15 protein-coding genes are annotated in these 19815 nt (G+C 71.8%); 6 read left to right on the top strand and 9 right to left on the bottom strand.

From position 1 onward, the window contains the following. Window positions 1–108: 108 nt before the first annotated feature. The 3 genes from EDF18_RS16480 to sucC form a co-directional block, all read right to left on the bottom strand. Window positions 109–2178, bottom strand: a complete 2070-nt coding sequence (locus tag EDF18_RS16480) for a DUF6350 family protein (protein WP_199732418.1) — start codon at window positions 2176–2178, stop codon at window positions 109–111. 170 nt (window positions 2179–2348) lie between these two features. Next, window positions 2349–3236 carry a succinate--CoA ligase subunit alpha gene (sucD, locus tag EDF18_RS10540; RefSeq protein WP_123547757.1) on the bottom strand — a complete coding sequence of 296 codons (888 nt, stop codon included), beginning with the start codon at window positions 3234–3236 and terminating at the stop codon, window positions 2349–2351. A 17-nt stretch (window positions 3237–3253) separates the two neighbouring features. After that, window positions 3254–4417, bottom strand: a complete 1164-nt coding sequence (gene sucC / locus EDF18_RS10535) for an ADP-forming succinate--CoA ligase subunit beta (protein ID WP_123547756.1) — start codon at window positions 4415–4417, stop codon at window positions 3254–3256. A gap of 316 nt (window positions 4418–4733) precedes the next feature. Between sucC and EDF18_RS10530 the strand changes: the two genes are divergently transcribed. From EDF18_RS10530 to EDF18_RS10505, 6 genes are all read left to right on the top strand, one after another. Beyond that, a complete protein-coding gene (locus EDF18_RS10530) occupies window positions 4734–6470 on the top strand; it encodes a RecQ family ATP-dependent DNA helicase (RefSeq protein ID WP_123547755.1) in 1737 nt (578 codons plus the stop codon). Window positions 6471–6534: 64 nt separating this feature from the next. Continuing rightward, a complete protein-coding gene (locus EDF18_RS10525; protein WP_158614661.1) occupies window positions 6535–6945 on the top strand; it encodes an ester cyclase in 411 nt (136 codons plus the stop codon). A 50-nt stretch (window positions 6946–6995) separates the two neighbouring features. Continuing rightward, a complete protein-coding gene (locus EDF18_RS10520; protein ID WP_123547753.1) occupies window positions 6996–7229 on the top strand; it encodes a hypothetical protein in 234 nt (77 codons plus the stop codon). Between the two features lie 277 nt (window positions 7230–7506). Then, on the top strand, window positions 7507–8418 hold the full coding sequence (locus tag EDF18_RS10515; protein WP_148050083.1) for a hypothetical protein: 912 nt from the start codon (window positions 7507–7509) through the stop codon (window positions 8416–8418). A 602-nt stretch (window positions 8419–9020) separates the two neighbouring features. After that, a complete protein-coding gene (locus EDF18_RS10510) occupies window positions 9021–9254 on the top strand; it encodes a hypothetical protein (protein WP_123547751.1) in 234 nt (77 codons plus the stop codon). A 261-nt stretch (window positions 9255–9515) separates the two neighbouring features. Continuing rightward, window positions 9516–11444: a thioester domain-containing protein gene (locus EDF18_RS10505; protein WP_123547750.1), complete on the top strand. Its 1929-nt coding sequence runs from the start codon at window positions 9516–9518 to the stop codon at window positions 11442–11444. 29 nt (window positions 11445–11473) lie between these two features. Here EDF18_RS10505 and EDF18_RS10500 read toward each other — a convergent pair whose 3' ends face one another. The 6 genes from EDF18_RS10500 to EDF18_RS10475 all read right to left on the bottom strand — a co-directional run bounded on the left by EDF18_RS10500 (window position 11474) and on the right by EDF18_RS10475 (window position 19718). Then, window positions 11474–15904, bottom strand: coding sequence for an FtsK/SpoIIIE domain-containing protein (locus EDF18_RS10500; protein ID WP_148050082.1), 4431 nt, complete (start codon window positions 15902–15904; stop codon window positions 11474–11476). Window positions 15905–15927: 23 nt separating this feature from the next. Then, entirely contained in the window at window positions 15928–16536 is a 609-nt protein-coding gene (locus tag EDF18_RS10495; protein ID WP_123547748.1) for a hypothetical protein, read from the bottom strand. Window positions 16537–16603: 67 nt separating this feature from the next. Then, complete coding sequence (locus EDF18_RS10490; RefSeq protein ID WP_148050081.1) at window positions 16604–17236, bottom strand: hypothetical protein; 633 nt, start codon at window positions 17234–17236, stop codon at window positions 16604–16606. A 517-nt stretch (window positions 17237–17753) separates the two neighbouring features. Continuing rightward, window positions 17754–19061 carry a hypothetical protein gene (locus tag EDF18_RS10485; protein WP_123547746.1) on the bottom strand — a complete coding sequence of 436 codons (1308 nt, stop codon included), beginning with the start codon at window positions 19059–19061 and terminating at the stop codon, window positions 17754–17756. Continuing rightward, a complete protein-coding gene (locus tag EDF18_RS10480) occupies window positions 19061–19351 on the bottom strand; it encodes a hypothetical protein (RefSeq protein ID WP_123547745.1) in 291 nt (96 codons plus the stop codon). Before EDF18_RS10480 ends, EDF18_RS10485 begins: the two co-directional genes overlap by 1 nt. A 73-nt stretch (window positions 19352–19424) precedes the next feature. After that, a complete protein-coding gene (locus EDF18_RS10475) occupies window positions 19425–19718 on the bottom strand; it encodes a WXG100 family type VII secretion target (protein ID WP_123547744.1) in 294 nt (97 codons plus the stop codon). Window positions 19719–19815 lie beyond the last annotated feature (97 nt).

The raw sequence follows: 19815 nt of genomic DNA, 5'->3' as shown, positions 1-19815 counted from the left end.
CCGAGGCGGGGGCCCCCGGGGCTTCGACGGCTTCCGGGTCCTCTGGGTCCTCTGGGCCCTCCGGGCCCTCCGGATCCTCTGGACCCTCTAGGCCCGAGGAGGAGCGGGTCAGCGGTCGAGACCGCGGACCGGCTCGGTCTCGTCGTCGTCGGGCCCCGGGGCCGGCCGGTCGGCGGTCGCTCCGAGCCTGCGCCACCACGGGGCGGGGCCGTCGCGCTCGTCGTCGTGCTCCTCGCGGTCGCGGGCGTGGTCGCGATCCCGGTCGCGTGCGGCACGCGCGGCGCGCGCCGCGTCGACGTGCACCTCGCGGGGGTCGTGGACGCGGTCGCCGGGCGCGCGCAGCCCCGTCTCGACGACGGCGGTCTCGCCCGTGTCGGCCTCGGTGGCCGGAGGCGTCCGGGCGTCCGACCGAGCAGCGGCTCCGTCGTGCGTGTGAGCCGATCCGTCCCCGCCGGCCGCGTGGTCACCGCTGTCCTTGCTGTCCGCGCGGTCCCCGCTGTCCGTGCGGTCCCCGCTGTCCGGGTGGTCCCCGCTGTCCGTGCCGTCGGTGCGGCGATGCGGACGGAGCCGACGCAGCCGCTCCCCCAGTCGGCGTCGCCGGCCGGCCGCGCGGTCGGTCTCGTCGCCCGCGTCGCCGTCGGCCTCGGCGCCGTCGGCCCCGGCGCCGGACGAGGGCACGAGAGGCTCCGCGCCGAGATCGGTCGTCTCGTCGTGGTCGGATCCGAGGCGGGCGGCGGCGCCTCCGCCTCCGCCGGCGCCGGTCCGGTCGTCGGCCGTGCGCTCAGGCGAGTGGCCGGACGCGCGCTCCGGCGCGAGGCCGGACATCGTGGCCGCAGCACCCGTCGACGACCGCGACCACGGGGACGTGCCCGACAGCACCGGCTGCGGGCCGGTCTCGACGTCGTCGGCCGGACGCGCGCCTCCTGCGGGAGCAGCCGCCGAGTCGTCGTCGTGCCCGAGGAAGCTCCGAAGCGACACGACCATCGCCAGCACGGAGGGCACGGCGACCTCGAGGGCCCCGAACGCGCCGACAAGCAGGGGATCGGGCCCGACGTGGGCGAGCCGGCCGGGCCCCGCGGCTCCGGAGGCCGACCAGGCGAGCAGGCCGAGCAGCACCCCGGCGACGACTCCGCCGGCGACCCCGACGAGCACGCGACGCAGCACGTCGGCCGATCCGGACTCGGCGAGCAGCCGCTCGATCCGCGGGCGCAGCAGGGTCGTCACGACGAACGCGGCGACGACCGGCACGAGCAGCCCGACGAAGGCGAACGACGAGGAGGCGGTCGGCAGCGCCCCGAGGAAGGGCACGGCGGGCATCGGCCCCACCGAGGTGCCGAGCGGCGAGACGCCCGAGCCGGTGCCGAGCGCGAAGCCGGGGCCGACGAACCAGGAGGCGGCCCAGACGACCAGATCGGGCAGCAGGGCGAGCTGGCCGAGGGTCAGGGCTATGCCGCCCAGCAGCCCGGCGTGCGCGCCTTCGTAGAGGGTGATCAGCTCGCCGTAGTTCGTGAGCATCAGCACGCCGACGACGACGCCCGAGACGGCGAGCACGCCGGCCGCGCTCGCCGTGCCGATGCGGAGCCCTGCGGCGGCGACGACGCGAGCGGTGCGTGGCGCACGGGCGACGACCGAGAACAGCGCGCCCGTGACGGGGTCGGCCGGCTCGCCGCGACGTCGGCGCGTGACCTCGGCCATCACCACGACGGGCACGGCGTAGACGAGCGTTGGCAGGACGATCCCCTGCCACAGGACGGGCGAGGCCAGGGGATGCTGGGCCGTGGCGGTGACCAGCAGGCTCAGCAGGGCGAAGACCCCGACCGTGCTGACGACCCCGACGACACGGTGCGCCGTCTCGGCGACGGCACGACCGGCGCGCACCCCGAGCAGCACGGTCAGGACCGAGAAGCCGAGCGCGGCGATCGTCACGGCGAAGGGGGCCTCGGCCCCCGGGACGCCGGAGGCCGCGGCCGTCGCCGCTCCCAGCTGCAGGTCGAGGTCGACGCCGTGCCCGACGAGCCAGATGTCGACGGCGGCGCGCCAGAAGACGATCCAGTCGATCTGGAGGCCGTACTGGAACGCCCAGAGGAGGCTGAGGACGACGACGGGCAGCCCGACGCCGATGCCGACGACGAGCAGGGCCTCGAGCGCGGCGAAGACGGCGGTGACAGGGCGGTTCATCGGGCACGACTGTACCGCCGGGCCGCTGGGCGGCCGACGTGCCGTGCCGAGCAGCCGGGGACGCACGAAGGCGGGCGTGTGCGTCGACCGCGGTCCGTCGTGACGGACCGGGCCGGACGAACACGCCCGCCCAGGAGGCGCGGTGCCGGTCACGGCACCGCGCGACGACCTCAGAGGGCCGCGTACACCTCGCGCAGCAGGGCCGCGGTCTCGCTCGGCGTCTTGCCGACCTTGACCCCGGCGGCCTCGAGCGCCTCCTTCTTGGCCTGGGCCGTGCCCGCCGAGCCGGAGACGATGGCGCCGGCGTGGCCCATCGTCTTGCCCTCGGGAGCGGTGAAGCCGGCGACGTAGCCGACGACCGGCTTCGTCACGTGCGCCTTGATGTAGTCGGCGGCGCGTTCTTCGGCGTCGCCGCCGATCTCGCCGATCATCACGATCGCCTTGGTGTCGGGGTCGGCCTCGAACGCCTCGAGCGCGTCGATGTGCGTCGTGCCGATGACCGGGTCGCCGCCGATGCCGATGGCGGTCGAGAAGCCGAGGTCGCGCAGCTCGAACATCATCTGGTAGGTCAGGGTTCCCGACTTCGACACGAGGCCGATGGGGCCGGCGCCGGTGATGTTCGCCGGGGTGATGCCCACGAGCGACTCGCCCGGCGTGATGATGCCGGGGCAGTTCGGGCCGATGATGCGGGTGGCGCCGCCCTTCGACTTCGCGAGCGCCCAGAACTCCGCCGCGTCCTGCGCGGGGATGCCCTCGGTGATGACGACGACGAGCGGGATGCCCGCCTCGACGGCCTCGACGACGGCGTCCTTCGCGAACGCCGGCGGCACGAAGACGATCGAGACGTCGGCGCCGGTCTCGGTGATCGCCTCCGCGACCGTGCCGAAGACGGGCAGGGTGACGTCGCCGTGGGTGACGGTGGTGCCGGCCTTGCGGGCGTTCACGCCGCCGACGACCTGGGTGCCCGCCTTCAGCATCAGCGCCGTGTGCTTGGTGCCCTCGCCGCCGGTGATGCCCTGGACGATGACCTTGCTGTCCTTGTTGAGGAAGATCGACATGGTTGTGCTCTGTCCCTTTACTTCGAAGCCAGTTCGGCGGCCTTGTCGGCAGCCTCGTCCATGGTCGCGACGACGGTGACCAGCGGGTGCGCCGCCTCCGCCAGGATCCGTCGGCCCTCGTCGACGGCGTTGCCGTCGAGACGCACGACGAGCGGCTTGGTCGCCGCGTCGCCGAGGATGCCCAGGGCCGAGACGATGCCGTTCGCCACGGCGTCGCAGGCGGTGATGCCGCCGAAGACGTTGACGAAGACGCTCTTGACCTGCTCGTCGCCGAGGATGACGTCGAGGCCGGCGGCCATGACCTCGGCGCTCGCTCCGCCGCCGATGTCGAGGAAGTTCGCGGGCTTGACGCCGCCGTGTGCCTCGCCGGCGTAGGCGACCACGTCGAGGGTCGACATGACGAGCCCCGCGCCGTTGCCGATGATGCCGACCTCGCCGTCGAGCTTCACGTAGTTGAGCCCTGCGGCCTTCGCCTTGGCCTCGAGCGGGTCCGCCGCGTCGGCGTCCTCGAGGTCGGCGTGGCCGGGGTGGCGGAAGTCGGCGTTCTCGTCGATCGTGACCTTGCCGTCGAGGGCGACGATGTCGCCCTGCTCGGTCAGCACGAGCGGGTTGACCTCGACGAGCGTCGCGTCCTCGCCGGCGTAGACCTCGTACAGCTTGACGAGCACGGGGGCGACCTTCGAGACGAGCTCGTCGGGGAAGCCGCCGGCCCGGGCGATCTCCTCTGCCTTGGCGAGGTCGATGCCCGAGAGCGGGTCGACCTCGACGCGGGCGAGGGCCTCGGGCTTCTCGACGGCGAGCTGCTCGATCTCCATGCCGCCCTCGACGCTGCAGAGCGAGAGGTACGAACGGTTGGCACGGTCGAGCAGCACCGAGAAGTAGAACTCCTGCGCGATCTGCGCGCCGCCGGCGACCATCACGCGCTTGACGACGTGGCCCTTGATGTCGAGCCCGAGGATCGCCTCGGCCGCAGCCTCCGCGTCGTCCGGGGTCTTCGCCACCTTGACGCCGCCGGCCTTGCCTCGGCCACCGACCTTGACCTGGGCCTTGACGACGGTCACGCCGCCCATCTGCTCGGCTGCGGCCCGCGCCTCCTGCGGGGTGTCGGCGACGACTCCCGGCAGGACGGGCACGCCGTAGGACTCGAACAAGTCCCTGGCCTGGTACTCGAAAAGATCCACGCTGTTCTTCCAATCCGCATCGCTGCGCCAGTGCTCTGGAGGGGCTGCCGACCGAGTCGGCACCGGCCTCGTCGCCCACCTCGCGTCTGTCTCGACGTCGGGACGAACAGGCCTGGGCCAGCCTAGCGCCTGGCCTCCGGGCCCCTCTCGGGCACGGACCTGAGGAGGCGCGGAGGCGTACCCTCCCGGCCCTGGGGTACGGATGGGGAGGCGTCTCTGCCGATCCCCTGTGGACGGCGCGCGTGTCGGTGGCCCCCGGCATCGTATGGACCGTCTCGGCGCGCTCCGGTGCCGGGACGCACCACGAGGACGCCGCATGACCACCACTCGCACCGCCCGCAGCACGAGCCGCACACGCCGCGCCACCCGCCCCGTCAGCGCCGACGAGCAGACCACGACCCGCGACCGCATCGCCGACGTCGCCGCCCGCCTCTTCGGGTGGGACGACCTCAAGCCCGCCCAGGTCGAGGCGGTCGAGTCCCTGCTCGCGGGGCGCGACACCTTCGGCATCATGCCCACGGGCTTCGGCAAGAGCGCGATCTACCAGGTCACAGGCGCGCTGCTCGACGGCCCGACCGTCGTCGTCTCGCCGCTCATCGCCCTGCAGGCCGACCAGGTCGCCGGGCTCGTCGGGCACCCCGACGCCCCGCCCGCCGTCGACGTCAACTCGGGCCACACCGACGACGAGAACGACGAGAGCTGGAGGCGCGTCGACGCTGGCGAGGTCACCTACGTGTTCCTGGCCCCCGAGCAGCTGGCCCGCGACGAGACGGTCGAGCGGCTGGCGCGGGCGGGCGTGTCCCTGCTGGTCGTCGACGAGGCGCACTGCGTGTCGTCGTGGGGTCACGACTTCAGGCCCGACTACCTGCACTTGGGCGAGATCGTCGAGCGGCTCGGCCGACCCCCGGTGCTCGCGCTGACAGCGACCGGCTCCGGCCCGGTGCGCGACGAGGTGATCGAGCGGCTGCGGCTGCGCGACCCGCTCGTGATCAGCCGCGGCTTCGACCGCCCGAACCTGTCGCTCGCCGTGCACCGCCACGGAGACGAGGCCGAGAAGCGCCGCGCGATCGTCGAGCAGGTCGCCCAGCTCACGACGCCGGGCATCGTCTACGTCGCCACCCGCAAGGAGAGCGAGCGCTACGCCGAGCAGATCGCCGACCGCTGCCCCGACCGCACCGTCGAGGCGTACCACGCGGGCCTCCGCTCGGCTGAGCGGGGCGCCCTGCACGAGCGCTTCCACGCCGGCGAGATGGACGTGATCGTCGCGACGAGCGCCTTCGGCATGGGCATCGACAAGCCCGACGTCCGGTTCGTCGTGCACGCCGACGTGCCCGAGTCGCTCGACGCCTACTACCAGGAGATCGGTCGGGCCGGTCGTGACGGCGAGCCGGCCGACGCGACCCTGCACTACCGGGCGGAGGATCTGTCGCTGCGGTCGTTCTTCGCGGCGGGGCTGCCGTCACGAGCCGAGCTGCGGCGGGTGCACGCGGCGATCCGCGCCTCCTCGGGTCCCGTCAAGCGCAAGGCGATCAGCGAGGCCACCGAGCTGAAGCCGCGGCAGGTCTCGCGCCTCGTCGACCTGCTGCTCGAGGCGGGCGTGGTCGCCGAGAGCAAGACGGGCTACGAGGTCACGACCGACCTCGCGTCGAAGGAGGCGGCCGAGCAGGCGCGCCAGGTCGCCGAGGGCCGGGAGCGGGTCGAGAAGTCGCGCATCGAGATGATGCGCACGTACGCCGAGTCGCACGGCTGCCGTCGGCGGTTCCTGCTCGGCTACTTCGGTGAGGAGGCGCCCGAGCGCTGCGGCAACTGCGACGACTGCCGTGCCGCCGCGGCCGAGCCCGACCGCCCGGCCGACGCCGAGGAGGCGCGGGTCGACGACCCGGCGCACGCTCCCCTCTTCGACCCCGACACCCGTGTCTCGCACCCTGCCTGGGGCGAGGGCACGGTGATGAGCACCGAGGGCGACCGCATGACGGTGTTCTTCGAGGGCGAGGGCTACAAGGTGCTCGCGCTGGAGGCGGTCGCGGAGCACCACCTGCTCACGGCCGTCTGACGGTCTGCTCACCCTGGCGGAGTAGACGAGAACCATCTGACCGACCCAGAACACGGAGATGCACATGTCGAAAGAGAAGAACCTCGCCACCCAGCAGCTGCTCGGCGAGATCCTGACCGCCCGCGAGATCGACCGGCTCGGCGAGGGCTTCCACGCCGCCGTCGTCGACCACGACCCGGCGCCGGGTGCGCCTGCGGGCGTCGAGGGGATCAAGGCGTTCTGGAGCGACTTCTTCACCGCTTTCCCCGACGCCGACCTAGCCGTCGAGACGCTCGTCGCCGACGACGAGAACGTGACCGCCGTCTTCACCATCAAGGGAACGCACACCGGGCCGTTCCAGGGCCACCAGGCCACGGGCAAGAGCTTCACGGTGCGCGGCATCCAGGTCGGTCGCTTCGACGACGACGGCCTGCTCGTCGAGCGCTGGGGCGCCACCGACGAGGCCGGCCTGATGCAGCAGCTCGGCCTGGCCTGACCCTCTGACCCACCAGCAGCACCCCGCAGCACCGATCGGAAGGACGCACCATGAGCGACACCCAGACCCCCGCAGCCTCGGGCGACGAGCCCTACGACGAGGAGACCCAGTTCGAGGAGAGCCAGCAGATCGCCACGAACGACGCGGTCGCCGGCGAGACCGTGCTGCCGGGCCTCGGCGACGGCAACGACGGCCCCACGGGTGGTTCGCCGCGTGAAGCCGAGCCAAGCCTCGCCGAGAACGACCTCGACGACCAGGACGTCGACCTCGACGAGACCGAATAGCGCCCTGCACGACGACGCCCGCCCACCGCACAGCGGCGGGCGGGCGTCGTCGTGACCGGGTTAGACGAATGCCTATGGCCCTTCAAGCCGAGGACTTCCCTCGAGACAGCCAATCGAACCCCATGGTTTCGTCGTGGCCTAGAGCTTCGTGCCTAGTCAGCTCGCCTTGGTGTCAAATCCGCTCCGGAAACTGAACTGCAAGATTCTGAAATGTCAAGATTGTTTAATGAAGTATTGGGCCACTAGACAGATGGGTACATCCCAACTGGAGGTTTCAATGAGTTCTACTTTCAGCACCCTTGGCCTAAGGAAGACCGGACTAGCAGCCGGCGTCGTCGCAGTGACGGCGGCCCTCTGGGTCAGCTTCGGAGCAACCAGCGCGTCTGCCCATTCCGAGCTCGACGTCGCCCAGCTCGAAGCCGCGCTCACCAACGTCGGGGTCGAGACCTCAGCGCCGGCGGGAACGGCCGCGATCGAGAGCGGGGCGCTGGTCTCAGCCGAGACGGGTCTCACTCTCCCCGTTGATGACTCAGATGCGTCCGGCGACACCATCACAACCGTGCCCGTGACGGAGTCGTCAGCAGCATCGGTGACCCCCGACGGCCTGGCCGTCTTCGCCGACACGGACTCTTCAGCCTTCGCGCTGAGCGCGTCCGACACTGCGGGCTATTCGATCTCCCTCGACGCCGGCGCACCGACGGAGTACAGCTACGACATCGAGGTCGGGGATGAACCTGCTGTCCTCGAGCTCGTCGAGGGAGGCGGCGTCAGCGTCCTCGACGGCGGCGGAAATCTCGTCAATTCGATCCTTCCCCCGTGGGCGAAGGACGCCACCGGCGCCGAAGTCCCCACGCACTACACAGTCGAGGGCAACACTCTGACCCAGCACGTCGAGCACCAGGGGGCGGCCTACCCCGTGGTTGCCGATCCGCGCTTCGTGTGCGGTGGCGCGTTCTGCACCCTGGAACTCACACGCGCAGAAACGCGAGCATTGGCTAACAACGTCCTGGTCGGACATACCGTCTGCCCGTTGATGGGCCCGGCGGCACCGGCGTGCGCGGTCGTGGTGACGGCGATGTGGGCCCAGGCGAAGATTGCCGTCTCGCGAGGCCAATGCGTGGGCGTCCGCGGCATCCGGGCACCGATCGTGACCGGCATGCACGGTGTCTACATCCGCTGCTACGCCTGACCCGAACCAGAGAGGACACCCATGAAACGGACTACGCACACACCTGAGCGGGTACCGAGGTTCGACGTGGCCTACTGGGTCGCTGCCGTTACGCTCGCCGTTCTTGGATTGATGACCCTCTTCGGCGCCTTCGGTTCATCCGAATTCGCAAAGATCCTCAGCTACATCCTCATCGGAGTGGCCGTCGTGCTCTACACAGCTCGCTGGATCGTTCTCCGAAGGCGAGCCCGCAGTCGTAACTAGACGACTCACCGAACCGGGCAGCGACAACGAGAAAAACGCTCCCATAGCAGGGGCACCCACGACCCGTGGGTGCCCCTCTCCCCTTCCTTCGTCCGGCGCATCCTCACCCCACACCCGATCCGTCGGCGCATTGGGGACGCCACAATCAGATCAGAGCGTCCGACCGGTGACGCGGAAGAGCCGTTAGGCACCGACGGCTGGCACGGTTTATGACCCGGTTCACCGCAGCGGCCCGCAGCAAGGAACTGCTCGTCGAGCGCTGGGGCGCCACCGACGAGGCGGGCCTGATGCAGCAGCTCGGCCTGGCCTGAGCCGCTCCCCCACCCGCAGCACCGCACCACCGACCGGAAGGACGCACCATGAGCGACACCCAGACCCCCGCATCCTCGGGCGACGAGCCCTACGACGAGGAGACCCAGTTCGAGGAGAGCCAGCAGATCGTCACGAACGACGCGGTCGCCGGCGAGACCGTGCTGCCGGGCCTCGGCGACGGCAACGACGGCCCCACCGGCGGCTCGCCGCGCGAGGTCGAGCCGAGCCTGGCCGAGAACGACCTGGGCGACCAGGACGTCGACCTCGACGAGACCGAGTAGCGCCAAACACCACCACGACGCCCGCCCACCGCACCCCGGTCGGCGGGCGTCGTCACGTCCGGGCTCAGCGACGGGAACGGGCGGCGGCGGCCCGGCCAGCCACGGACACACGCCGACACCTCCACAGCTCGCATCGACCAACGGCTCACGCCGCGTCGATGCCTCCCCTGCTCCCTCCACCGAGCAGCGTCCCTGCGCTGACGTCCACAGAACGAGGAGGCGGGCGTCATGCCCGCAGGCCCGTCCCGTCATCGTCGTCGCATGACACCTCAGACCGCCCCGCCACGGGCTCCGCGACTCCTGCTCCTGTCCCTCCTGCTGCTCCTCCTGGCGGTGCTCGTCGCACCGCTCGCGCTCGCCTCGCCCGCGAGGGCCGTCACGTCGACAGGCCTCGGCACCGGGTACCTCTGGCGTGGGGACGGCGTCTCCTACCTCGGCACGTACCTGCTCGCCGACGGCCGCAAGGCCTTCTGCCTGGAGGCCGGCAAGTCGTCACCGGTCGGCAACGAGTACGACACCGCGACCGGCCCGGACGTCTTCGACATCTCCAGCGACGACCACGCTCGGCTCGCCTACATCGCCCGCACCTGGGCCGGGACCGACGACCAGGACACCGCTGCCGCCGGCCAGCTCGCCGTGTGGAGCATCACCGGCCTCGCCGGCCGGAGCGCTCGCTACTACGCAGGCCGCGCGAACGAGCGGTGGCCGATCGTCCTCGAGAAGATGCAGCAGATGCTGGACGAGGCCGCTCGCGAGGCATCGACGTCGGTCTCGGCGTCGATGGCGGTCGACCTGCAGCCGGACGGCACCGGCACCCTCCGTGCCGACGTCGCGGTCGACCGTGTGGCGGGCGGCCCAGGACAGCTCCCGCCCGGGCCCGCTGGCTCGGTCACGCTGTCAGGCGCCGTCTTCGCGGACGGGAGCAGCGCCTCCTCCGTCCAGAACGGCGAGACGGTCTCGTTCCGGGCCGTCGGCGACCTCCCTCAGATCGTCGTGGGCGCCGAGGCGCGCTTCGACGACCTGCCCTACGGCCGGGTGATGACCGTGGGCAGCAGCCCGGCAGGGTCCCAGATGATCCTCTTCACCGGCGGCACGAGCGTCACCGCGACGGGCTCGGCGAGCGCCACGGCGCTGTCCCCGCTGCCGTTCCGACCGCGTGTCTCGACAGTGGCGAGCGACGCCGTCGCCGATGCGGGCACGGAGGTCACCGATGAGCTGACCCTCACGGTCGAGCCGGGTGACGGCCTGTTGTCGGAGTGGGGGCGGATCGAGGTCGACGGAGGCTGGGCGCCCATCCCGGTGACCGTCCGGAGCCGTCTGCTCGGCCCGTTCTCCGCACGGCCCGTCGAGTCTGCCGACTGGCCCGTGGACGCACCTGCGGTCTGCGACGTCGAGGTCCGCGTGGTCGAGGGCCCCGGCACGTACACGACCCCAGCGTGCGCGCTGCCGGCTGGCGGTTGGTACACGTGGGTCGAGTCGATCGACCCTGCCGACACGGCCGAGGAGGAGGGGCGCGACCGGCTGCACGGTTGGCGGTCCGCGTTCGGCACAGCCTCGGAGACCACCGTCGTGCCCTGGGCACCGGACATCGAGACAGCCGTCGTCGGTGCATCGGTCGTCGCGCCGGACACCTGCGTGAGCGACTCGCTCGAGGTGAGCAGGTGGAACCCCGAGGTCGAGGAGGTGGTGGTCGACACGCTGCTCATCGGCCCGTTCGCCGAGCTGCCCGCCGTCGACACCGACCTTGGTGATGTCCGCGACCTCGAGACGGCAGGACTGGTGGCCGGACGTGTCTCGACGACGCTGACCGGCGCCGGCCACGTGGAGACACCGTGCCTCGTGGCCCGCGACGTCGGCGGGTACGCGTTCGTCTACACGTCGCCGGGAACGGCCCCGGGGCCCGACTCGCACCAGGTCGTCCCGGCCTTCACCGACATGCGGGTGCACGCGTCCGAGTCGTTCCGCGTCGAGGCACCGCCGATCGCACCCGTGGTGCCGGCCGCACTCGCCTTCACGGGGTCCGGAGCTGGCGGTCTCGCCCTCGGCATCTCGCTCGCCGGAGGGCTCCTCGTCGCGGGCGCGGCAGGTGCGCACGTCGGCCGGCGTCGTCGCCGACTCCGATCCCACGAGGGCCTCGCGCTCGCGGCTGGCTCCGGTCAGCCGACCACGACCGGGACCGCCCTTCGATGACCAGGCGGGGCTGCTGGACGACGGCCGGCTCACGGCACGGGCACCTGGGCCGGCTGGACGACACCGTCGCCGACGTTGACCTGAGCCACTCCGATCCGAGGGCGGACGGACAGCGAGCTCCGGGGCACGACTGCCCCGATCAGGTCGCCCTCCGCCGGCACCTGTGGGCTCAGCAGCGCTCCGCAGCGGGCCCGTCTCAGGTCGACGTGCCACCCCGTGAATCCGTGGGCCAGCTCGGCCGAGGATCCTCCGGCGACCACAGCCTGCCCCCGTTCCGCGCACGACGCGACGAAGCCGGCCAGCCAGGCAGCAGCGGGGCAGTCCTTGACCGTCTCCGCATCGTCCACCACGAGCACACGGCGCCGCTGCCCACCGTCGAACCACGGCGCGAGGTCGGTGGCCGACACGGCCGCCGTCGCGAGCACCGAGAGGACGCCGGGCACGGACTCGAGCTCACGGAGCGGCGAGGCACGCGGGGCGACGACGACGAGCTCGACGCCCTGTGCCAGGAGGGAGCGTGCCATCGTCAGGAGCACGGTGCTCCGTCCGCTGCGACCGGGCCCTGCAACGAGGAAAGTCCCTGCTCCGGCGGCGAGGTCGGGGCCGACCACGCCCATGTCGTCGCCCCCGAGACCGACCATGGCGACCATGGCATCGGCCCGGAGCCCCGGCGAGCGCCGAGCCCAGGCCTCGCCGAACGCCACCGGCCCGTCGAGGCGCTCGAGACGGAAGGGGCGACGGGCCGCCGGCACAGTCCTGTCCCGCTCCGTCGCGAACGCGCCGCGGACCCGCAGGGACTCGGCCTGGGCGCTGGCAGCAGGATCGTCGCAGAGGAGTGCGACCTGCGTCTCGACGGCCGTCTCCGACGTGAAGCACCGCCCGTCTCCGATCCTCTCCGGCAGCGTCCTCGGCGACAGGCCGGCGAGCCCGTAGTCAGCGCGGTCCGCCAGTCGCAGGACGAGCTTGTCCTCGACCATCGTCGCGAGCCGACCGGTGATGAGCTGTCGATCACCCGTGACCACGAGGTGCACCCCGACACCGGCACCCTCGCGCAGCAAGAACGTCACCTGCTCCACGGGCTCCCCGTGGTCGAGCTCGCCGAGCGATGCCGTGAAACCCTCCCACCGGTCGATCATGAGCACGACGTGCGGTATGCGGTCGGCGAGGACCGACGCGCGTCGTTGCTCGGCGACGCCGCCGTGCCCCTGCCGGGCGAGCTCGTCCTGCCGCCGCAGAGTCTCCGAGACGAGGCGCGCGAGCAGACGCCGGACACGGTCCACCTCGCTGCGCTGCACGACCGCGCCGGTGTGCGGCAAGGCCGCGAGCGGCAGGAGCGCTCCGCTGCCGCAGTCGATCCCGTAGAGGTGCACATCGGCGCACGACGTCCGTTCGGCCACCGAGGCAGCGAGTGTCCGGAGCACCTGCGAGCGGCCCGATCGGGGCGCTCCGACGAGGAAGAGGTGACCGGAGGCGTCGAGGTCGAGGACTGCCGGTTCCTGCGCCTGTCGGGCAGGGTGGTCCTGCAGGCCGAAGGGCAACGACGCGAGCTCCGCGGCCTGCTCCCCTGGGCGCTCGGTCCGGCCGGCCAGCCTCTCGACGGGGGTCTGAGGCAGGTCGTCGAGCAGCACCACGTCGGGCAAGGCGTCGAGCCAGGGTCGGTGCGGGGCCGAGCCTCCCCTGAGCCGGTGGGCAGCGGCCGCCGCGGCGACCACGCGCGCGAGATCGGTGACCTCGTCGTCGTCCGCCCGCACGTCCTGGGGAGGGAGCTCCGGGAGCGCGCCGATCGTCGACCACGCCAGACGGCAGCTCCAGACGGGGCCGGGCTGCGTCACGACGGCGCCGGGCGCTCGTCCGCCCACCCGTCCGGCCTGGAAGGGCAGGAGCGCGCCCGCGCCGAGCCTGACGAAGGCCCGCCCGGGGGTGGACGGAGAGATCGCGGAGGCGTCGGGGGCATCGATGACGTCCGTGCTCTCGGACGGGTCCGTCACCCTCAGGGCGATGCGCAGGGCCGTGTTCGCACGGATGTCAGCCGAGACGACGCCCGTGGGCCGTTGCGTCGCCAGGACGAGGTGGATGCCGAGGGAGCGTCCACGCTGGGCGATGTCCACGAGACCGGTGACGAAGTCCGGCAGCTCGCGCACGAGGGAGGCGAACTCGTCGATGACGATGACGAGCCGCGGCAGGGCGGTCGTCAGCTGCCCACGGGCGACCTGGTCTGCGTGGTCCTCGACGTCCTTGGCGCCAGCCGCCGCCAGGACGAGCTCACGACGGTGGAGCTCGGCGCGCAGCGAGGTGAGCGCCCTCTCGACGAGGTGGCCGTCGAGGTCGGTCACCGTCCCCACCGTGTGCGGGAGCAGCGCGAAGTCACGGAACGCAGCGCCGCCCTTGTAGTCGACGAGGACGAACGTCATCGCGTCGGTGTCGTTCGTCGCGGCCAGCGACGCCACGAGGCTCTGGAGCAGCTCGGACTTGCCGGACCCGGTCGTTCCCGCGACCAGGGCGTGCGGGCCGTCCGCGGAGAGGTCCACGGCGAACGGGCCGTCGATGCTCTCTCCGAGCACGACGCGGGTGCTCGGGCCGAGTCGTCGCCAGCGGTCCAGGACGGCACGAGCGTCCGGCTCGTCCAGACCGAGCAGGTCGAGGAGGCGAGAGGTCGAGGGCAGGCCGCCTGCCTCGCCCTCGTGGTCGACCTCGACGACCGGCGCCACGGCCCTCGCGACCGTCTCGTGCCAGCCCTCCGGGAGCTCGTCGGCGAGCACCTCCTGCACGCTCGTCGCGCGCTGTGCGGCGACGCCGTGCCGGTGCGCCCCGGCAGAGACGACGGCCACGCACTCCTCGGGCAGGGAGCGCTCGTCGACGTCGAGGCAGATCGCCCAGACCCTCACCGACGGCCCCTCCTTGAGCACGGTGACGAGCCCGGGCAGGCTGCGCAGCCGCCGGGCCCCATCCACGACGACCACCACGTCGGGGGCGTCGTGGTCGGCCGCTCCGCGCGTCTCCCGGGCCGCTCGCCGCCGGGCCTCGATGAGAGCCGAGAGCTCGGCGAGCCTGCGAGCGACCCCCTCCGCGTCGTGGCCCACCCGGATCGAGCACGAGCCGCCGGCGCCGGGACGGGTGTGCGGAAGCCATCGCAGCCACGACCAGTGCTCTTCGCCGGAGGGCGAGGTGAGCAGCACGACCTCGACGTCGCGCGGGCTCTGCAGCACGCCGATCTGCGCCAGCAGCCACGCGGCGAGCGGGCGGGCGTGCTCGTCACGGCCGGCGATCCCCACGACCCCGCAGCGGGGCAGGTCGAGGGTGACGGGGACGGCGTGCGCCTCGCGGGCGACGGTCCGCAGGTGCTCGAGCTCACGGGGGTCGTCGATGGTGACGCCCGAGGGGTGGTCCGCCGTGCCGACACGGAGGACGAGGTGATCCGGATCGGCGCGGCGACGCTCCCACAGCCGGGCACGACGACGCATCGCGATGTCGAGCACGGCGGCAGGGTCGGGGCAGCTCGCTCGCCGCTCCTGCTCGAGCTGGTGCACGGCGTCGTCTGCTGCGGAGAGCACCGACGACGTCGCCGCCTCGTGCTCGTCGAGTCTCCGTCGGTGGGTCAACCTCCCGTTCCGCCGGTCGGACACGTAGTTGGCGACCAGCACGATCGGCGACATCAGGCCGAAGGCGAGGTACATGAGGTGACCGAAGAGGCCGACCATGACTCCGGCCATCGCGAGCGGGGCCAAGGCTGCGACGACCGGGAGCGGTCGCCGTGCCGGCGCCTGCGGCTCGGGCGGCAAGCGGAAGGCGGTCGGCGGCGGTTCGGGGAGCAGCCGTGGCGGTCGGGCGAACTCGAGGTGCGTCCCGCTCCTGGCCAGGTGGAGCGCCGCACTTGGCCGGCGTCCGGCGGCGACCCCGAGCAGGACGCTCCCGATGCGCACGACGGACGACTCGTCGAGCGGGACGGACTCGACGAGCGGTCGCCGGTCGACGGTCACGACTGGGCTGTCGGCGAGCCCGTCGTGGGCCGTCCCGCCACCCTCCGTCCCGAGTGCGGGCTCGATCGTGAAGCGCCCCGCGCCGTCGAGACGGAGGACGGCCGCGAAGGCAGGCACGTCGCCGTCGAGACGGACCGTGGCCCGCGGAGACGACCCGACGACGCACACACCGGGATCGACGACGAAGACGGTCCCGGCCCCCGGCCCTCCGACGACGCGGATGCTGGGCCCGTCGTCGGGCAGGGGCGCGGGCCCGGGAGGCGCACCGATCGTCAGCACGCTCCCCTCGAGCACGAGCCCCTGCGCCACGCGCACGTCGAGGGCCACCGCACGGCCGTCGACGGTCACCGCCCCGTGCCCCGATGCGTGTGGATCGGCGGTCGCCCCCGCTCCGAGGCGCGGCAGCGCCGACGCGATGAGCTGACCGACGGTCGTGTCGAGACTCACCTCCCAGACCACGTCGGCCTGCTGGCCGCTCGACACGTCGAGGACGGTCGCCGAGAGCCTCACTCCGCTCGGACGACGCTGATGCCGTCGATGAAGTCGTCGACGACGGGCAGGAGCAGCGGCACGTTCTCCGGCGGACCGAGCTCGCAGGTGATGCGCAGGTCGAAGGGCTCGGACCGGAACGCGGTCACGACCATCGTGGTCAGCTGACCGGCGACGTCGGCGTGCACCAGGCCCCGCAGTCCTCGCTCGAGACCGTGGGCGGTGACCTCCTGCAGCACGGGAGGCTCCAGAGCGTCGAGATCCGTCGTGAGGACGAGGCGTCGCAGCAGGTCGTCACGGTCCCCCTCGCAGAAGGCGTACTGGATGCGGAGCAGCATGAACTCGCTCGTGACGGACGGTAGGTGCAGGTACTTGAGCTCGTTCTCGTCCTGCCACTCGGCGAGGTGCTCGAGGGTCCTCGTCAGCCAACGCTCGTTCGCCCGTGTGGTGCCGAGCGACCTCGTGCACACGTCACGAACGGTGGCGGCGACCCACGAGCGCGGCCCCTCGTGGCCCTGGTGCGGCCACGAGGGCGGGAGGCAGATCCACGTGGTCGCGTCGTACCCGACGAGGATCTCCATCGGCGGGTCGTCCCGCGGGGCCACGGCGTGAGGCGAGTCGGTCATGGGGCGTTCTCCTGGTCGGTGTCGGGCTGTGGGCAGGTCGAGGGAGGTGGGGTGACGAGGGCGGGCGTCACTCGACCGGCCGATCAGTGATGAGGCGGCCTCGGTCGTCGCGCCATCGAACGGTCGTCAGCACCGCGTCGAAGAGCTCGACGAACGCGTCGGCCACCTGTCCGCGGCCCGGAGCCTCGGGCGCCTCATCCGCGACGACGGTGAGGACGATCGAGACCAGCAGGTGGTCGTGCCCCACGACGCGGGCGAGGACGGCTCGCCGCCGGAGGACCCGCTCGCGTTCGTGCGGCGCCGCAGCCTCGAGCTCCCACGACACCGCGGGGTCGCCTCCCACCACGGTGGGCGTCGCACCGGCAGCGACCCGCGCGAGGAGCAGCCGGTCGAGGTCGCTGTACGCGCTGCGCGTGACGGGCACGGCGGCGAAGACGATGCTGCACGCCACGCCCGCGTCCGGCACGGGTCCGGCCGTGACGTACGAGTCGAGCACCGCGTGGTGCACGTCGGCGTCGCCGACCCGCCGCAGGGCGTCGACGAAGCGCGTCTCGAACTCGGGACCGGGGCTGGTCTCGTACAGCTGATCGAGCACCGTCGCGAGCGCCGTCTCCGGCCCTGCGCCTCCCGGGATGCGGATGAACCCCGGCGGCACCACGACCGAGTAGGAGGCGCCCCGCGCCCCGGAGTCGCGGGTCACGTACCCTGCCCCCTTCATCGGACACCCCGCTGAGACCGACGAACATCTGGTCGTGCCCAATCGACGACGCGGCCTACAGAGACAACGCTGGCGGTGAGGCTGGCCAGAGCCGTCGTGCCTGCTGCCCAAGTCGCTGGTGACGTCCAGGTAAAACCGTCGAGGAATCCGATGCTGTAGATCCAATTCGACGCCACGTCTGCGGCAAAGACGTATGCCATGAGTCCCGATCTTTGGCGGAGCAGGGACTCGGGCCCCCCGCTGACCATCTCAGCGACAGCGAGCAAGCCGACCAGGGCGCAGACGATCCACAGGACGGGTGGCAGGACGAACGGCGGCCAACCCGGTGACGGGACGAAGACCGAGTCAACTTCCAGGGGGCGCCGACCTTCGAAGCCCCAGATGATCGAAACGACGCCGTACGTTGCCAACGTCAAGAACACGACCGCTGCAGGGATGGGTGCTGAGACGTAGAGGACGACTGGCAACCTCTGCCGTGTTCTGCGCAGGCACTCGGCGATCACGCGCTCACCGCCCCGGTCGGAACGGAGCTGAGCTTATTCACGGCTTTCCGTGCGGCCTCGGTCGAAGACCATACGAAATCACTGCCGTTGATGAGCTGCACGACCATCACTTGTCGCCGGATGCCCGACAACACGGTTGCATCGTCTGCGAACGCCCCAGGACGTGACGAACGAAGGAAATGGAGCATCTGAGCAACGTTCTCCTCTCCGAAGGACTTGAAAAGGTATCTGTCACCGAACGACGGGCGGGCTCTGTCGAAGCTCCTTGATACCCAGGAGGTAGCCAGCTGCGGGGAAACGCCAGAATCGACAAGGCCGACGATGCGGCCAGCAGTGATGCTCCGTGTCGCTTGCGTGGCTGAACGCATGACGGCGGCGCCGGCTCCCAGCCCCGCCACTGAGACGACCGACATGGCCGCACTGCCCCAGCTCACGGTCCCCGAGACCGCGCGAAGGACAGCGACGAGTGCAAGGATCCCCGCGAGCGCGGCTAGGGCGACACCCAAGCCCGGGACGAAAAGGGACAAGATGGCGACCACCGCACCGACGTTCTCGAGCACGTCCACGACCTGCCCGATCCACGCGTCGTTCTCGCGCATCCAGTCCTGGAACGACTCGAAGCCGGGAGCGACGACGTCGCGCAGTGCCGATGCGTCCCACGCCTCGGACACGGCTGCACCGGCGTCGCCCACCAGCGTCCCGACCGCGTGCGCCACGCCGCCGAGGTCGTCCCAGAGCGAGTCGTGCAGACCGTCGGCCGTGGCGTCGTCGAACCGCCGGATCGCGACCACAGCGGCGGCGTCGGCGGCAGCGTGGGCGGCAGCGAGGCGCCGAGCCGACGTCGCCATCCGGTCACGCGCCTCCTCGCGTCTCAGCTCCTGCGCCGTAGCCCAGTCCTCGTATTGCCGCTTCGCCGGCCCCTCGGGCTCGAGCATCGCGCGTCCCTCGTAGGTCGCCACGAGGCGGTCGGCGGCGTCGAAGTCCTCCCTCGCACGGTCGTTGTCGCGCACCGCGGGACGCGACTCGTCGAGGGCGCTCGCCAGCGACCCCGCATACGATCGCAGCGCGGCCCCGGCCTCGACGTAGCGCCCTCGTGCCCTGCTGAGCCTCGACTCGAGGTCCGCTGCCTCGCGCAAGAACGCCGCCACGGCCTCGCTCTCGGCCGATGACGTGTCGAGCGACCGCAACGACGACGCGGCCGATCCGATGGACTCGGCGGTCAGCGAGAGACGCTGCACCATCCGGTCGACGACGGTGGGGTCGCCCGGCACGACGGCCAGGGGAGACGACCACGAGAACGCCATCAGTCCTCACCTGCCAGCGACGCCGCGAGGTCCGCGTCCGCGGCGTCGAAGCCGTCGGCGATGCCGAGGGCGGACGCGCCGAGGTCGCCGATCGCCTCGGCGAGCTGTCGCCGAGAGTCGTCCCACCCTGCGGCGAACGACCGGACGCGCTGCGCGAGACCGGCATGGCCGCACGCGTCCGCGTCGTCGATGCCGTCACTGCCTGCCTCGAACGCCGTCTTCACCTCGCCGAGCGTCGTGAACAGCGACCGGAGGTCACCTGTGTCGACCGTGAGGCTCGATCGAGCCATGTCATCTCCCTCTCTCGGGTGGTCGCCCGTCCCGCCGGTTCGGCGAGACGGGCGTCCGTCATCGGGTCGGGCGTCAGCGGAGGCTGCTGGCGAGCTGCTCGTCGGTGCTCTGCAGGGCGTCGGCTGCGCCCTCGAGGAAACCGGCCATCCCCTCGATCGCCTGGATCGTCTTGCTCGCCCCGCTGGTGAACTCGCCGTACGCCGAGTCGAAGGCCTTCGAGGACCGATCGGTCACGAACCCCGAGCCGACGAGGGTGTCGATCTGCGACCTGAGCTGGCTCAGCTGGTCCTCGATGGCTCGCTGTCCGTTGCGGAGCTGGGTCGCCTGGGTGCGGATGTCGTCGAAGGTGACGGAGACGTTTGCCATGGGTGGTCCTCTCTCGCGGCGACCCGCTCTGAGCCGCCCTGCATTAACATGTCACATGGACAGACCGTTCGGGGCGCATTCCACAGGGAGGAGACGA

The sequence above is a fragment of the Frigoribacterium sp. PhB107 genome (assembly GCF_003751515.1).
Classification (GTDB): Bacteria; Actinomycetota; Actinomycetes; order Actinomycetales; family Microbacteriaceae; genus Frigoribacterium.
This window is presented reverse-complemented; position numbering and strand designations above follow the sequence as displayed.

Excerpts from the sequence above, each read along its gene's own strand:
- EDF18_RS16480 (WP_199732418.1), bottom strand. The coding sequence starts at position 2,178 with ATGAACCGCCCTGTCACCGCCGTCTTCGCCGCGCTCGAGGCCCTGCTC.
- sucD (WP_123547757.1), bottom strand. The coding sequence starts at position 3,236 with ATGTCGATCTTCCTCAACAAGGACAGCAAGGTCATCGTCCAGGGCATC.
- EDF18_RS10530 (WP_123547755.1), top strand. The coding sequence starts at position 4,734 with ATGACCACCACTCGCACCGCCCGCAGCACGAGCCGCACACGCCGCGCC.
- EDF18_RS10525 (WP_158614661.1), top strand. The coding sequence starts at position 6,535 with ATGTCGAAAGAGAAGAACCTCGCCACCCAGCAGCTGCTCGGCGAGATC.
- EDF18_RS10520 (WP_123547753.1), top strand. The coding sequence starts at position 6,996 with ATGAGCGACACCCAGACCCCCGCAGCCTCGGGCGACGAGCCCTACGAC.
- EDF18_RS10515 (WP_148050083.1), top strand. The coding sequence starts at position 7,507 with ATGAGTTCTACTTTCAGCACCCTTGGCCTAAGGAAGACCGGACTAGCA.
- EDF18_RS10510 (WP_123547751.1), top strand. The coding sequence starts at position 9,021 with ATGAGCGACACCCAGACCCCCGCATCCTCGGGCGACGAGCCCTACGAC.
- EDF18_RS10505 (WP_123547750.1), top strand. The coding sequence starts at position 9,516 with ATGACACCTCAGACCGCCCCGCCACGGGCTCCGCGACTCCTGCTCCTG.
- EDF18_RS10495 (WP_123547748.1), bottom strand. The coding sequence starts at position 16,536 with ATGACCGACTCGCCTCACGCCGTGGCCCCGCGGGACGACCCGCCGATG.
- EDF18_RS10485 (WP_123547746.1), bottom strand. The coding sequence starts at position 19,061 with ATGGCGTTCTCGTGGTCGTCTCCCCTGGCCGTCGTGCCGGGCGACCCC.
- EDF18_RS10480 (WP_123547745.1), bottom strand. The coding sequence starts at position 19,351 with ATGGCTCGATCGAGCCTCACGGTCGACACAGGTGACCTCCGGTCGCTG.
- EDF18_RS10475 (WP_123547744.1), bottom strand. The coding sequence starts at position 19,718 with ATGGCAAACGTCTCCGTCACCTTCGACGACATCCGCACCCAGGCGACC.